Raw genomic sequence first — 14,634 nt, 5'->3', positions numbered from 1 at the left:
TTCGCAAAAAAATTTTGGCCCTTACAACTGCGGGCGCGGTACGGGTACCGGAATATTCGACAGTGCGCTCTGGTCCGGCGGCTTGGGTGGGTCCGGCGGCTCGGTTCCGGGAATGATCCCGGCAAAGACCGCATTGGGTGGCGCGGCCATTTCATGGATATAGGGCGAGGTCAGCCGCATGCGGCCTGCTTCGTCACGGGTTTCGCTGCGGGCCTTGCGCGCCTCCGTCGAGCACATCTGAGCGCTGACATCATTGACCTGATCGAGCCCGTCGGCGGTGTCGGGCCTGAGAGCACTCAGCGGTTCGCCGCGCAGCTGCTGCCCGGAGGCGAAATATTTTTCCAGAAGGTTTGCCGAAATATCCGCCCGCTCGGCCAGGCTGTCCGCGCCCAGCACCACGGAAAGCAGCGTGCGGCCATTGCGGGTGGCGGAGGTGATCTGGTTGAAGCCGGAGGCGCAGATATAGCCGGTCTTCATGCCGTCCGCCCCGTCAAAGCGGCCGATCAGCATATTGACGTTGGGATAAATCTTTTTGCCGGTGTCGATGGCCTCGATCTTGAAATAATTGGAATATTCCGGAAATTCCCGCCGCAGCGTCACCGCCAGCACGGCCAGATCCCGCGCCGTGGAATATTGCCCCTGCGCCGGCAGGCCGTTGGGATTGACGAAATGCGTGGAGGCAAGCCCCAGACGCGCTGCTTCGGCGTTCATGCGTTCGACAAAGGCAGCCTGGCTGCCGCCCACCGTTTCGGCCACCGCCATGGCAATGTCGTTGGCGGATTTGACGAGCATCATTTTCAAGGCATCATCGAGAACGATCTTCGAACCGGGCTTGAAGAACATCTTGCTGGGCGGCTGCGATGCGGCAAGCTGGCTCAGCGTCACTACCGTATCCAGCTTTACCTGTCCGGCCTTCAGCGCCCGGAAGGTGACATAGGCCGTCATCAGCTTGGTGAGCGAGGCGGGATACCACTTCTTGAAGCTTTCCTTGTGCTCCAGCACGGTCATGGTGTTGACATCCACCACCAGCACGGGATTGGCGGCAGCGACCGACGGCAGGGCCAGCGACAGCAGCGACAAAAGGGTAATGGCGCGCCGCAAACGGCTCGACAGAACGACCACGGATTTCTCCTTCGGAAACGATAGGCCTCGCAACGGAAGGCCATATGGCTTATATGTCGAAGCAATGGCAAAGGCTGGAAGTCCAGTCAATCGCACTGTCCAATTTAAGCGCCGGCAGCCCCGCCGGTCAAACGCATGTGATCAGGAATACCCATGCCCATTCTCAATCGCGCCGCCGAACTTGCCGATGACGTTCGTGAATGGCGCCGCCACCTGCACCAGAATCCTGAAATTCTCTACGACGTGCACGAGACCGCCGCCTTTGTCCGTGACAAGCTGAAGTCCTTCGGTGTCGATGAGGTGGTCGAGGGCCTTGGCCGTACCGGCGTGGTCGGCCTCATTCGCGGACGCGGGGAGGGTGGTCGCGTCATCGGCCTGCGCGCCGATATGGATGCCCTGCCGCTCACCGAAATCACCAACAAGCCCTGGGCCTCGCGCCATGCCGGAAAGATGCATGCCTGTGGTCATGATGGCCATACGGCCATGCTGCTCGGTGCCGCCCAATATCTTGCCGAAACCCGCAATTTCAACGGTACGGTCGCCGTGATCTTCCAACCTGCCGAGGAGGGCGGGCAGGGCGCGCTTGCCATGGTGGAAGACGGGCTGATGGAGCGCTTCGGCATTCAGGAAGTCTATGGCATGCACAATATGCCGGGCATGGCGCTTGGCACCTTCGCCATCCGCAAGGGCGGCATCATGGCCGCGCCCGACAAATTCGTCATCACCATCAAGGGTCGCGGCAGCCATGCCGCCGAACCGCACAAGTCCATCGATCCCATCGCCATCGGCGCTCAGATCGTCTCGGCGCTGCAATTGATTGCCGCCCGCAATGCCGATCCTGTGCGTTCGGTCGTTGTGTCGGTGACGCAGTTCCATGCCGGAACGACCCACAATATCATTCCGGAAGAAGCCGTGCTGACGGGAACGGTGCGTACCCATGACGAGGCGGTGCAGGACCTTGCCGAACAGCGCCTGCGCGAGATCGCGACCGGCATTGCCGCCACCCATGGTGCACGCGCCGAGGTCACTTACGAGCGCCCCTGTCCCGTCACGGTCAACCATGCGACCGAAACCGAGCATGCCGCCCGCGCCGCCATCGACATCGTCGGCCCCTCCAACGTCAACAGCGATGTCGACCCCTCCATGGCGGGCGAGGACTTCGCCTTCATGCTGAAAGCGCGCCCCGGCGCTTATATCATGATCGGCAATGGCGATACGGCAGGCCTGCATAATCCGGCCTATGATTTCAACGACGACGCCATTGCCTACGGGGTTTCCTACTGGGTGAAGCTCTGCGAGCAGCGGCTGGCCGATTGATCGAAGGGGCTTGGCTTCACGCCAAGGGTTTTGTATGGAGGACATCAGTGGTCCCGTAGCTCAGCAGGATAGAGCATCAGATTCCTAATCTGAGGGTCACGCGTTCGAATCGCGTCGGGATCACCATCGTAGCCCCAATCGCCGCATGTGCTGTCATGTCCTGGAAGAGGGCCTTCAGATGAGTGGAAAATGCCTTCAAGTCGCCGTGCTGACGGCGGTTCTGCTTCCTTGCCTGTTTCAGCCTGCGGGAGCATCAACCGGGGCGGTGACATGCGGAAAACGCAACTTTACAGCGCTCACGCCCGCCGACAGGCTCGATCGTCTGGATCAGTTCCGGGACACTCTTTCACCGCAGGATCGCAACCGGCTGGACAGAGCCATGCCCCGTTCGTCCCAGGGCGGCGTTGCCAGCTGTGACGCGGTGGAGAGCAGCAGGGCGTCCTGTGAGGATGCCGCCTACGCCAAAGCTCTGCGCGAAACGCATCTGATGCGGCCCTTCCTGTCGAGCCTTTGCGCACCATAAAATCCGTTTGTCCCGACGGGGGGTTACTGGATGTCCAGCAGCCGTTCCAGATAGCGCCGTTCCACTTCGGGGCTGGCATTGTCGCCCAGCTTTTCGCGGATGGCGTCGAGAATTTCGCGGGCGCGCTGCACGTCGATCTCGTCCGGCACCTTCACCCGCTCACCGAAGTCCGGACCTGAATTCGGACGCGGGCGGCCCAGCGGATCGCGGCCATTCTGATTGCCCTCGGCCATGCCCTGGCCCTGCTGGCCCGGACCCTGCTGGCCGCGCTGCATGGCCTGCATCATCTGGTTCATCATGTCGCGGGCGCCCTGGCGCAGGGCTTCCAGTGCCCGGCCCTGGCCTTCGACGGCGCGGCTGCCCTGGCTGCGGCCAAGCGCTTCGCCTGCACCCTTCATTTCACGGTCGGCACGGCCAAAGCCTTCGCCGGGCTTGATTCCAAGGCCTTTCAGCCCCTCCTGAACGTCCTTCAACTGCTTGCCCAGCCCCTCCTGGCGCTCACGCAATTCCTTCAGCGCCTGCTTCAGCTGTTCGGTGGTGCGCTGGTCCTGCGGCTGGCCCTGATCGCCTTGCTGGCCCTGTTGACCCTGCTGGCCCATTTGCGGCATCTGCTCCATCAGGTCTTCATCGCTGCCGGGCTGGTTCGGATCTCCCCGCTGCATGCGGTCCTTCAGCGCCTGATCCAGCTTGAAGGTCTCGTCCATCAGCTTTTGCTGGTCCTGCATCAGCTTGCCCAGTTTGTCGATCTGCTCGCGGGCGCGGTTGGACTGTTGCTGCTGCTCGGGATTGCCCCGCTGCGGCCTGCCAGCCTGCAGATTGTTCATCATCTGCTGCAATTGCTGCAACATTTCGCGCGCCGCATCCTTGTTGCCGGAGCGGGCGAGGTTTTCGATCTGGTTCATCATGTTTTCCAGATCGCGCTGGCTCAGCATCTTCTGGGCGTTCTGCTGCGGGCGGCCATTTTGCGGCTGTTGGCGCTCCGCCAGCGCCTTCAGATAGTCCTGCATGGCCTGACGCAGTTCGGCCATCAGTTTCTGGATCTCGCTGTCCGGGGCGTTGCGCTCAAGCGCGTCGGAGAGCTTTTTCTGGGCTTCCGACAGCTTGCGTTCCGCCAGCGAGACATCGCCGTCATCGATCCCGAGCGCGATCTCCCAGAGGTAATCGGCGGTATCCTTCATCTTCTCATCATTATTCGCCATCTGCATGCGGCTGCGCGCCGCCTCGATCAGCAGATAATGGGTGAGGTTGGGAATGGTCTCATCGGCCCGTAGCGTCAGCGCTTCGTTGAGCTCGATGGCGCGGGGCATCTGGCGCGTGTCCAGCGCGAAAACCTGCCGTTCTTCCGCCACGGCCGCCGCCAGCGGTTCGGAGAAATTGCGGCCCGGCAGCACCATGTCATGCGGCGGGCTGCGCCCCTCATGCCCGGCCCCATCCTTTACCACCAGCGTGATGCGGACCTTTTTGCCCGCCAGCGGATGTTCGGTGAGGTTGCGGCTGGAAAGGCCCTTGACCTCCTTGGCATTGCGGCGCGGCAGGTCCAGCTTGAACTCCGGCAGCGGATAAAGCGGCTTGGCGGCAGGATCGTTTTCCAGCGGCACGATTTCGGCATGGGCTTCCTGCAAGCCGTAGTCATCCTTGGCAACGAAGCCGATTTCCAGCGCCCCGTTCACCGCCCGCTTCGGCAAGCCGTCAAAGGCAATGGTCGGGCTCTGGTCCGGCGTCACGGCAATCGGCCAATGGCGGTCGCCGACATTGAGCTTGCCGCTTTCCGTCAAGGTCAGGGCCAGTGCCCGGGCCGGTATGGCCGCGGCTGCTGGCGCAGGGGCTTTGGACCCGGGTGCAGGCTCGCCATCCGCGGCATCCGGCAGAGCCATCGCCGCGCCATTTTCAGGCTGATAGTCCGCCGTCACCGAGGTGCTGCCGGAAAGCCGCACCGTCAGCATGGATTTTTCCGGCACGGTAATCTGCGTCGGCGCATTGGCCTCCCCCGTGCCGTTGCGGCTGGTGAGAAAAACCGGCGCGCGGCCCGTATAGGGTGGCGGCGTGATCCAGGCATCGATGCGCAGATCGGGCGCGTCAGACCCGTTCGCCTGCAGCCTGAAGGCATCGGCCAGCCGACCGGCGCCATTCGAGCCGGAATAGGCGAAGGCCACGGCAAGCAGCAGCGCGGGCACGGCGCGTAGGGCATAACGGTCGAAGCTTGCAATATCCGGGCGCGGCAGGCCTGCCTCGAGAGAGGCGATCCGGGCGGCCATGCGCCGCTGGTGTTCTTCCCAGAGGGCCTTGGCAAAGGGCGTGTCGAAGGCCGGTTCATCCTGCTGCACGCTGACCGGCTGGTGCGACAGATGGTTGCGCTCCTCCAGGAGCCGGTCTGCCTCGGCCCGGCTTGGCCAGCGCAGCCTGAGAAGCGGCAGCAGGGAGGCCAGGATCGAAAACACCAGGATGAAGACCAGCGGCCAGCGCACGAGATCCGGCAGAATGCGGAACAGGCCGAACCAACTCAGGGCCAGCAGCAGTGCAAACAGCCCGATCGGCGCAAGCAGCCGAGGCAGGATGCGTTCCGCAAGGAGCACTGCCTGCGCGACTGCGCGCTTGATGGCGATCTGCCGTCTCAGCCGAAGGTCATTGTCCAGCGCTTTGCTCCCTTGCCGGTTTCGGGGCGCATTCCTGCATCAGCCGCAAAGAGAATCCTTGCCCACACACTTCAAGGATAACATTCTTTGTGGCGAAGACGAGGGCTGGCGGGTCTTGGACCCGCCATTTTTCGCGCTCTGGACGTAAATGTGAACGCCGGGGATCAGCCGAGCCAGCCGGGCACGCTGTCCAGCCCGATCAATTCATCATAGCTCGGGCGTTTGCGGATGACATGGAACTGGTCACCCTTGACCAGCACTTCCGGCACCAGCCGTCTGGTATTGTAGGTGCCGGCCTGCACCGCGCCATAGGCGCCTGCCGAGCCAATGGCGAAGAAATCGCCGGGCCGGGGCATCGCCATTTCCCGGTCCAGCGCCAGATAGTCGCCGGTTTCGCAGACGGGGCCCACCACATCGGCCTTGATGCGCGGGGCGTTGGCGGCGGAAATCACCACCGGACGGATTTCGTGATAGGCCTCGTAGAGCGTCGGGCGGATCAGGTCGTTCATCGCGGCGTCAACGATCACAAAGGTCTTGTCGCCGCCATCCTTCACATAGATCACTTCCGTCACCAGGATCCCGGCATTGCCGACGATCAGCCGGCCCGGTTCGGTGACGATACGGCAATCGAGGCCGGAAAGCTGTTCCTTGACGATTTCCGCATAGGCTGCCGGTTCCGGCGGCGGATTGTTGTCATCACGGTAGGGAATGCCAAGGCCGCCGCCCACATCGACATGATCGATGGTGTGGCCATCGCAGCGCAAGGTCGCCACCAGTTCCTTCAGCAGCTTGAAAGCATCGGAAAAGGGCTGCAATTCGGTGATCTGGCTGCCGATATGCATGTCGATGCCGGTGACCTGAATGCCCTCCAGGCTGGCGGCGCGGGCATAGACGGCGCGGGCGCGCTCATAGGAAATGCCGAACTTGTTTTCTTTCTTGCCGGTAGAAATCTTGGCATGTGTGCGCGCATCCACATCGGGATTGATGCGGAAGGAGACATGCGCCTTCTTGCCCGCCTTCAGCGCCCGCTGGTTGAGGATTTCCAGCTCCGGCTCGGATTCGACGTTGAAGCAGTAAATGCCTGCTTCCAGTGCCAGATCCATTTCCGACGGCGTCTTGCCGACGCCGGAAAACATGATGCGGCTGGCCGGAATGCCCGCCGCCAGCGCCCGGCGCAGCTCGCCCTCGGACACGACATCGACGCCAGCCCCCAGCCGTCCCAGCGTTTTCAGCACCGCCTGGTTGGAATTGGCCTTGAGCGCATAGCAGACGAGAGCATCCACGCCTTCGAAGGCTTTGGAAAACACCTTGAAATGCCGCTCCAGCGTTGCCGTGGAATAGCAGTAGAAGGGCGTGCCGACCGCCTTGGCGATTTCGGTCACGGGCACGTCCTCGGCGTAGAGCACGCCGTCGCGGTAGTGAAAATGGTTCACGGCTTTACCCTGTCAGAGCAGCGGATCGAGGAAGAACTTGCGGTCTGGCGCCTTGGTCTGGGCAGGCGCATCGGCCTTGTTCTGCTGGGCCACCGGCGTGCTCGGTTTGTCGAGGTCGCCCTTGCGGCCGCAGCCCGTGACCGTCAGGCTCACGGTGCCGATCAAAGCGGCAGAAATCATCACTCTCAAAAACGAAGCGCCCATGGCATCCTGTCCGGCATCAATATCAAGTACAGCATCTACAGAAAAACCGGGGCCTTGTGCACCCCGATTTTTTTGATCGGTCAATTCACCGGCCTGATCAGTTGCGTGCCCGCCACCAGGCAATCTGGCGGCGCACTTCGGCAGGTGCGGTGCCGCCATAGCTCTTGCGGCTGGCGACCGAGGCCTCCACCGTCAGCACATTATAGATGTCGGCGGTGATGCTGGCATGGATCGCCTGCAAATCCTCCAGCGAAAGCTCGGAGAGATCGCAGCCCTTCTGCTCGGCCAGCGCCACGGCCCGGCCCGTCACGTGATGGGCATCGCGGAAGGGAAGGCCTGCCTCGCGCACCAGCCAGTCGGCGAGATCGGTGGCAGTGGAGAAGCCGGACCCGGCGGCCGCCTTCATGCGGTCGGCGCGCACGGTGAGGTCGCGGATCATGCCGGTCATGGCGGCCAGCGCCAGTTCCAGGCTTTCGGCGGCGTCGAAGACCTGTTCCTTGTCTTCCTGCATGTCCTTGGAATAGGCAAGCGGCAGGCCCTTCATCACGGTCAGCAGCGCAATCAGCGAGCCGTTGATGCGGCCCGTCTTGGCGCGCACCAGTTCGGCGGCGTCTGGGTTCTTCTTCTGCGGCATGATCGAGGAGCCTGTAGAGAAGGCATCCGACAGGCGGATGAAGCCGAATTGCGGCGTGGACCAGATGACGATTTCTTCCGCCAGCCGCGACAGATGCGTGGCGGCAATGGCGGCGATGGACAGGAATTCCAGCGCGAAATCGCGGTCGGACACGGTATCGATGGAATTGCGGGTGGGTTCCCGGAAGCCGAGCGCCTGCGCCGTCATGTGGCGGTCGATGGCATAGCCGGTGCCGGCCAAGGCCGCCGAACCGATGGGGCATTCATCCAGATGCTCGATGGCGTGGCGCACACGCTGGCGGTCACGGCCAAACATTTCCACATAGGCCATGCAGTGATGGCCGAAGGTTACCGGCTGGGCGGTCTGCAGATGGGTAAAGCCCGGCATGACGGTGTCGGCATGTTCTTCGGCGCGGTCGAGGAAAGCCTTGATCAGGTCGGACAGCAGGCTGTCGGTCTTTTGCAGCTCTTCCTTGACCCAGAGTCGGAAATCCAGCGCCACCTGGTCATTGCGGGAGCGGGCGGTGTGCAGGCGGCCTGCGGCAGGGCCGATCAACTCGGCCAGCCGCGCCTCGATATTCATGTGAATGTCTTCCAGCTTGCGGGAAAACTGGAACTGGCCGCTTTCGATCTCTCCCCGGATCGTGTTCAGCCCGTGAACGATCTTGTCTTTGTCTTCGGCGGAAATAATGCCTTGCTTGGCCAGCATGGTGGCATGGGCAATGGAACCGCGAATATCCTGGGCATAGAGCTTCTTGTCGAAACCGATGGAGGCGTTTATCTCCTCCATAATGGCCGCCGGGCCGGAGGCGAAGCGACCGCCCCACATCTGGTTGGAGGATTGTGTGTCCTGATTGCCCTCGGCCATGGAGATAGGTTCCTGGAGACGTCGATGACGAAAAAAAGACCCGCCGGACTTCCTTCCGTCAAGCTGATTGCGATTGCGGCGATCGCCGGCCTCATCGCCGGCGCGGTTGCGGTATACGTGAAGGAGACGGGGTCTGGCAATGGCGCAGAAACCGCCGCCGCAAAAGGCTGCGAGGCGGCGAAGGTCATGGCGGATGCGCTGCAGCCGCTGGCGAAGGGCGAGATTGCCGCGCTGGTGGCCGCCAATCCGCCACGCCCCATCACCGGCCTTGCCTTCAAGGACGCCGCTGGCGCCGATCGCGGTCTCGATGATCTGAAAGGCCGGATCCTGCTGGTCAATCTCTGGGCCACCTGGTGCGTGCCCTGCCGGGAAGAAATGCCGGCGCTCAACCGCCTGCAGGCCGCCAAGGGCAATGACGCCTTCGGCATCGTTGCCATCAACATCGACAGCGGCGGCGATGAAAAGCCGAAAGCCTTCCTGGCCGATAACGGCATCGACCATCTGGGGTTCTACCGTGACAGTTCCATGGGTGTCTTCAACGCCCTGAAAAAACAGGGCCTGGCCTTCGGCCTGCCGGTCACGCTGATCCTCGACCGCAAGGGCTGCCTCATCGGTTCCATGAACGGACCGGCAGCCTGGGACAGTAACGATGCCAAGGCCTTGATCGACCGGCTGACGGCGCTTTGAAGCCATCACCGGTCCTTTTCCGGGTGATGTTGGACGACGGGACGAAACGGAGCCTTGATACGAAGAGTCATCGAAGATGGCAGTTCGTATTCCATTTTCGAATATCTCAAGCCCCTGATGCATTTGAGATATTCGAAATCCCTTCAAGGCGAGGATGCGTTAGCATCTTCGAGCCTTGGTATAAGAGGCTTATATAATCAGCTTTTGTTAACCCTATGGTGGCAAGACTGGCCGTTGATCCTTGAAATCATCCGGTGAAATTGCGTGTCCATCATGGCGGTTGTCCAGTCAGCGGAAAAGTTGCTGCCGCCCGGCCTGAAAGGCCCGTTCGGACGCCTCGTTTCCATGCTTCTTGCCGGTGACGACGTGGCCCGCGCCCAGCGCATGGCGCTGACGGCTTTCATCATCCGCGTGGTGAGCGCAGGCATCGCTTTTTTCTCGCAGATCGTTCAGGCGCGGCTGATGGGCGATTTCGAATACGGCATCTTTGTTTTCGTCTGGGTGCTGGTGGTGTTGTTCGGCAATCTCTCCTGCCTTGGCTTTCATTCCACCGTCATCCGGTTCCTGCCGCAATATCACGCGCGGGAGGAGATCGATGCCATTCGCGGCCTGACGCTGAGCATCCGCCTGTTCGCCATGGGGCTTGCCAGCCTGCTGGCTGTGGTGGGGTTGGGTCTGCTCCATGTTTTCGGCAGCCATATCGAGGCCTATTATCTGCTGCCGCTGTTTCTCGGCCTGTTTGCCCTGCCGATGATCGCGCTCGGCGATGTGCTGGACGGGACGGCGCGGGCCAATAGCTGGCCGGTGGCGGCTCTCAGCCCCACTTACATCATTCGCCCCATCCTCATTCTCGTCTTCATGCTGGCGGCCGTGGCGCTCGGCGCGCCGCATACGGCCACCACCGCCATGCAGGCGGCGCTTGCGGCCACCTATGTCACGTCCGTCAGCCAGTTCATCGCCATCACCTGGCGGCTTGGGCGCAAGTTTTCCAAGGGGCCACGCCGCATCGATTTCCGCACCTGGTTTCAGGTGGCGGTGCCGATCTTCTTCATCGAAGGTTTTCTCTTCCTGCTCACCAATTCCGACGTGATGGTGGTGGGGCTTTATCTGCCGCCGGATCAGGTGGCGATCTATTTTGCGGCGGCCAAGACCATGGCGCTGGTGCAATTCGTCTATTTCGCGGTCAAGGCAGCGGCAGGCCCGCGCTTTTCGGCATTGATGAACGAGGCGGATCTGAAACCGGTTGCCGCTTTTGCGGGAAAGACGGTGCGCTGGTGTTTCTGGCCCTCGCTTGCCATCGGGCTTCTGGTGCTGGCGGCGGGGGAGGTGCTGCTGTCGCTGTTCGGGCCGAATTTCACGGCGGGCTATCCGCTGATGGCGGTGCTGTTTCTCGGCGCCTTGTTCAAGGCGCTGGTCGGGCCGGGCGAGGTGCTGCTGATGATGACCGGGCGGCAGAAGCTGTGCATGCTGTTGTATGTCATCGCCCTTTCGGCCAATATCACGCTGAACGTCACGCTCATTCCGCATTTCGGTCTGATGGGGGCGGCGTCGGCGGCGGCAGGGGCGCTTCTGGTGGAGGCGGTGCTGCTGCATGTCGCCGTGAGAAAAACCCTTGGCATCGTGCTGTTTGCCTTTGCCGATCCCCTGACCCGTCTCAACCAGAGCAGGATGGCCTGAGATGAGCCAAAGCGAGAACGTCAGTTTTCCGGACCGGCAGGCAGGCAGGGTGGCTGCCCTGGGAGACGCCGTGGGTCCTGACCGTCCGGCGGCCGATATCCAGATTGCCGTGGGCCGTCCCGGGCGGCATCTCTGGCTTTATCCGCGGCAGGCAAGCTACGATCTCGAGCGGGAAATGGATTTCCTGACCAACCGGGCGCTGGAGCCGAACGTCTTCTTTTCCGCGCGCTTTCTGGCGCCTGCCATTCCGCGTCTGGAAGAGCGGCAGGTGCGCATGGCGCTGATCCGCGACGATGGCGACAATCGCAGCCGTATCCGCCTGCTCCTGCCGTTTTCAGTGGAAAAGCCGGGCTTTGCGGTTGGCCCGTCCATTATCCGCGCCTGGTCCAACCCGTTCGGACCGCTGGGCACGCCGCTGGTGGATGCCGAGGATGCAGCCGAGACGATCGATAACCTGCTGAACGGCTTGGCGGCGCCCGAAGCCGCCCTGCCGCCGGTGCTGGTGCTGCCGGATCTGCGCCTGAACGGCCCCGTGGCCCGGCTGATCAAGGCGCTCGTCATCAGCCGCGATCTGCCGGTTCTGGTTACCAACCGGCAGCAGCGCCCCATGCTGGAAAGCCTGGAGGAAGGCGATACCTATCTGGCGGCCTCGATTTCCAAGGCGCATGTGCGGGAAATGCGCCGGCAATACCGGCAGTTGGAGAAGCTTGGGCCTCTGGGCTATCACGTTGCCCGCCAGCCGGAAGAGGTGCGGCTCGGCATGGAGGATTTCCTGGCGCTGGAGGCGAGCGGCTGGAAAGGCCGCAAGCGCAGCGCCCTGATCAGCGACCGGCTGCGCGCCGCTTTTGCCCGCGAGGCAATCACCAATCTGGCCGAGCGCGACGCGGTGCGTATTCATTCCCTCCACCTCGATGGACGCACCATTGCCTCCATGGTGGTCTTCCTGATGGGCGCGGAAGCCTATACGTGGAAGACGGCCTATGACGAGAGCCTTGCACGCTATTCTCCCGGCAAGCTTCTCGTGGCGGAACTGACCCGCTGGCATCTGGATGACGCCAACATTCTGCGCACCGATAGCTGTGCCGTGCCGGACCACCCGATCATGAGCCGCTTCTGGCAGGAGCGCGAGGATATGGGGACGCTGGTGATCGGCCTCAGGCCAAATGCCGACCGGGAGGTGCGCCAAGCCTCGGTGAAATTGCATCTTTACCGCAATACCCGCAATCTGGCCCGGATTCTGCGCGACAAGGTGATGAGCAAATTTTCACGCAGTGGTTAGAGCATAATCTGACCGGAGTGAAACGAGGATCGACAAGATTATGCTTCAAAAATAAAATGTTAGAGCGCCGATCTGATTCAATCAGATCGAAAAGCGCTCTAAACATAAACCTTGAGATTGGCGGTCCCGGAGCAGCCGGCGGATGACCTTGCCGCTGGTGGTGAGGGGAATTTCGTCGATGAATTCCACCTCGCGCGGATATTCGTGCATGGACAGCCGGTTCTTCACCCAGTCCGAAAGCTGGAGGGCGAGCGTCTGGTCGGGCTGATAGCCCTCCCGCAGGATGACGAAGGCCTTGACGATCTCGGTGCGAAGCGGGTCCGGCTTGCCGATGACCGCCGCCAGCTTCACGGCGGGATGGCCGCCCAGGCAATCCTCGATTTCCGTCGGGCCGATGCGGTAGCCGGAGGAGGTGATGACGTCGTCATCCCGGCCGAAGAATTCGATATAGCCTTGGCGGTCGGCGCGGCCGAGATCGCCGGTCAGCAGCCAGCCGCCAATGAATTTTCGCCGGGTGGCCTCTTCGTCGCGCCAATATCCGAGAAACATCACCGGGTCTGGCCGGGCAATGGCAATCTGCCCCGTCTCTCCGGGCGGCACTTCCTCGCCCTTGTCATTGATGACGGCGACGCGGTGCCCCGGCACGGGCTTGCCGATGGCGCCCGCCTTGCTGACGCCAAGCTCGGCTGCCGAGGAGAGCACGAAATTGCATTCCGTCTGGCCATAGAATTCATTGGGCGTAAGGCCAAGGGTTGCCTTGACCCATTCATAGGTCTCGCGGCCCAGGGCTTCGCCCGCCGAGGTGATGGAGCGCAGGCAGAGCCGGTAGCGCTCCAGCGGGCGTTCCACGCTTTTCATCAGCCTGAGCGCGGTGGGGGGGATGAAGGCATTGCGTACCTGCATCTCTTCCAGAATGCGATAGGCGGTCGCGGCATCAAACTTCTGCCCGGGCGAGGAGACGACCGGAATGCCAAGCAGCAGCGCTGGCATCAGCACGTTCAGCAAGCCACCGGCCCAGGCCCAGTCGGAGGGTGTCCAGATACAGTCACCGGCTTGCGGTGCGCCGCCATGGGCCAGTTGAAAGCCGGGAATATGCCCGGCCAGCACCCGGTGCCCATGCAGCGCCCCCTTCGGCGCACCGGTGGTGCCGGAGGTGAAAATCATCAGCGCCGGATCGTCCGGCCCCGTTTCAATGCCCGGGAAGGCCGGATCGCCCTCCTGCACGAGTCGCTGAAAGGAGAGGGTGTCATCCTCGGCGCCATCCGTGCTGACGACATGGGCCAGCGCTGGCAGCCTGCCGCGAATGCCTGAAAGCCGCTGCAAGCCGAAGGCGTTGGTGATGATGGCCGAGGCTTCCGCCGCCGCCAGCCGGTATTCCAGCGCCTCCATGCCGAAGAGCAGCGCCAGCGGCAAGGCAATGACGCCCATCTTGTAGAGGGCGACATGGGCAATCGCCGTCTCAAACCCCTGCGGCAGCAGCAGGGCCACACGCTGACCTGCGGTGATGCCAAGCCTGGAGAGCGAATGGGCAAGCGCATTCGAAGCCCGGGTCAACTCGCCATAGGTCAGGCTGCAATGCCTGCCATCGGGTGAGAAATGCTTGAGACAGACGCGATCCGGCTCATGCCGCGCCCATGCATCGGCCACCGACCGGCCCATGTTGAAATCGGAGGGAATATCCCAGGAAAAGCTCTCGCAGAGCGTGGCGTAGGACGAAGCGCCGGGGGGCAGAAACATGCGGAGGCCTCTTCTAAAGCCCGTTGCGGCTGATCAGCCTCATGCAACGTGCTTTACCTTCTTGATTTAGAGCATAATTCGACCGGAGTGAAACGAGGATCGATAAAATTATGCTTCAAAAATAAAAGGTTAGAGCGCCGATCTGATTCAATCGGATCGAAAAGCGCTCTAACGCATCTCGTTATCGCAAAACCGCTGCACACTTTTGCGCGACACACCCTAAAGCATTTCGAGGAAAAGTGTCCTCGCGGTTTCCCATCCGTAAATGCGTGCCAATAAACGGTTGCAGCACATCCGGTGAGCCTGGGTTCGCCGGATGTACTCCAGCCCGGCAAATTATCATTCCTTTCGCACCTGCACAATGCGAGGAAGGGGGTGCGTTTATGGCGCATATGGACATGTTTTTTGGAACAATGTGTCTTTTTGCGACTTATTTGCACCGAGCATGCCGTTGAATCGCCCCGGTGGGGCCGCGTTTACACCTGAAAACCGCGCCATTTGGCGGTTTTACTGGTGTTGTG

At 62.0% G+C, this 14,634-nt stretch carries 11 protein-coding genes and 1 tRNA gene; 6 read left to right on the top strand and 6 right to left on the bottom strand.

Annotation, left to right across the window (positions count from 1 at the left end):
* Positions 1-21 precede the first annotated feature (21 nt).
* Complete coding sequence (locus tag QO005_RS14350) at positions 22-1,113, bottom strand: D-alanyl-D-alanine carboxypeptidase family protein (RefSeq protein WP_370878080.1); 1,092 nt, start codon at positions 1,111-1,113, stop codon at positions 22-24.
* Positions 1,114-1,275: 162 nt separating this feature from the next.
* On the opposite strand from QO005_RS14350, the gene QO005_RS14345 reads away from it, so the two are divergent.
* The 3 genes from QO005_RS14345 (at position 1,276) to QO005_RS14335 (ending at position 2,962) form a co-directional block, all read left to right on the top strand.
* Positions 1,276-2,439: a M20 aminoacylase family protein gene (locus QO005_RS14345; protein WP_307158735.1), complete on the top strand. Its 1,164-nt coding sequence runs from the start codon at positions 1,276-1,278 to the stop codon at positions 2,437-2,439.
* A 49-nt stretch (positions 2,440-2,488) separates the two neighbouring features.
* A tRNA-Arg gene (locus QO005_RS14340) sits at positions 2,489-2,565 on the top strand.
* A gap of 52 nt (positions 2,566-2,617) precedes the next feature.
* Entirely contained in the window at positions 2,618-2,962 is a 345-nt protein-coding gene (locus tag QO005_RS14335; RefSeq protein WP_307158734.1) for a hypothetical protein, read from the top strand.
* Between the two features lie 23 nt (positions 2,963-2,985).
* Here QO005_RS14335 and QO005_RS14330 read toward each other — a convergent pair whose 3' ends face one another.
* The 4 genes from QO005_RS14330 to argH all read right to left on the bottom strand — a co-directional run bounded on the left by QO005_RS14330 (position 2,986) and on the right by argH (position 8,733).
* Positions 2,986-5,595 (bottom strand): TIGR02302 family protein, encoded by a 2,610-nt coding sequence (locus QO005_RS14330; RefSeq protein WP_307158884.1) that lies wholly within the window; start codon positions 5,593-5,595, stop codon positions 2,986-2,988.
* Positions 5,596-5,759: 164 nt separating this feature from the next.
* The gene (lysA, locus tag QO005_RS14325; RefSeq protein WP_307158733.1) at positions 5,760-7,028 is read right to left on the bottom strand and encodes a diaminopimelate decarboxylase; all 1,269 of its coding nucleotides are present in this window, start codon (positions 7,026-7,028) and stop codon (positions 5,760-5,762) included.
* A 12-nt stretch (positions 7,029-7,040) separates the two neighbouring features.
* Positions 7,041-7,316 (bottom strand): LPS translocon maturation chaperone LptM, encoded by a 276-nt coding sequence (lptM, locus tag QO005_RS14320; protein WP_307158732.1) that lies wholly within the window; start codon positions 7,314-7,316, stop codon positions 7,041-7,043.
* A gap of 13 nt (positions 7,317-7,329) precedes the next feature.
* Positions 7,330-8,733: an argininosuccinate lyase gene (gene argH, locus QO005_RS14315; RefSeq protein ID WP_307158731.1), complete on the bottom strand. Its 1,404-nt coding sequence runs from the start codon at positions 8,731-8,733 to the stop codon at positions 7,330-7,332.
* A 24-nt stretch (positions 8,734-8,757) separates the two neighbouring features.
* Between argH and tlpA the strand changes: the two genes are divergently transcribed.
* From tlpA to QO005_RS14300, 3 genes are all read left to right on the top strand, one after another.
* Entirely contained in the window at positions 8,758-9,420 is a 663-nt protein-coding gene (tlpA, locus tag QO005_RS14310; protein WP_307158730.1) for a thiol:disulfide interchange protein TlpA, read from the top strand.
* Between the two features lie 273 nt (positions 9,421-9,693).
* Positions 9,694-11,097: an oligosaccharide flippase family protein gene (locus QO005_RS14305; RefSeq protein ID WP_307158883.1), complete on the top strand. Its 1,404-nt coding sequence runs from the start codon at positions 9,694-9,696 to the stop codon at positions 11,095-11,097.
* A gap of 1 nt (position 11,098) precedes the next feature.
* The gene (locus QO005_RS14300) at positions 11,099-12,376 is read left to right on the top strand and encodes a GNAT family N-acetyltransferase (RefSeq protein ID WP_307158729.1); all 1,278 of its coding nucleotides are present in this window, start codon (positions 11,099-11,101) and stop codon (positions 12,374-12,376) included.
* Between the two features lie 81 nt (positions 12,377-12,457).
* Here the strand turns inward: QO005_RS14300 and QO005_RS14290 are convergent, their stop codons facing one another.
* Positions 12,458-14,113, bottom strand: coding sequence for an AMP-binding protein (locus QO005_RS14290; protein WP_307158728.1), 1,656 nt, complete (start codon positions 14,111-14,113; stop codon positions 12,458-12,460).
* Positions 14,114-14,634: the final 521 nt, after the last annotated feature.

Source organism: Allorhizobium paknamense, assembly GCF_030815125.1.
Classification (GTDB): domain Bacteria; phylum Pseudomonadota; class Alphaproteobacteria; order Rhizobiales; family Rhizobiaceae; genus Allorhizobium; species Allorhizobium paknamense.
Note: the sequence above shows the minus strand (reverse complement) of the source record. Positions and strands in the feature narration are given on the sequence as shown.

Excerpts from the sequence above, each read along its gene's own strand:
- QO005_RS14345 (WP_307158735.1), top strand. The coding sequence starts at position 1,276 with ATGCCCATTCTCAATCGCGCCGCCGAACTTGCCGATGACGTTCGTGAA.
- QO005_RS14335 (WP_307158734.1), top strand. The coding sequence starts at position 2,618 with ATGAGTGGAAAATGCCTTCAAGTCGCCGTGCTGACGGCGGTTCTGCTT.
- argH (WP_307158731.1), bottom strand. The coding sequence starts at position 8,733 with ATGGCCGAGGGCAATCAGGACACACAATCCTCCAACCAGATGTGGGGC.
- tlpA (WP_307158730.1), top strand. The coding sequence starts at position 8,758 with ATGACGAAAAAAAGACCCGCCGGACTTCCTTCCGTCAAGCTGATTGCG.
- QO005_RS14305 (WP_307158883.1), top strand. The coding sequence starts at position 9,694 with ATGGCGGTTGTCCAGTCAGCGGAAAAGTTGCTGCCGCCCGGCCTGAAA.
- QO005_RS14300 (WP_307158729.1), top strand. The coding sequence starts at position 11,099 with ATGAGCCAAAGCGAGAACGTCAGTTTTCCGGACCGGCAGGCAGGCAGG.
- QO005_RS14290 (WP_307158728.1), bottom strand. The coding sequence starts at position 14,113 with ATGTTTCTGCCCCCCGGCGCTTCGTCCTACGCCACGCTCTGCGAGAGC.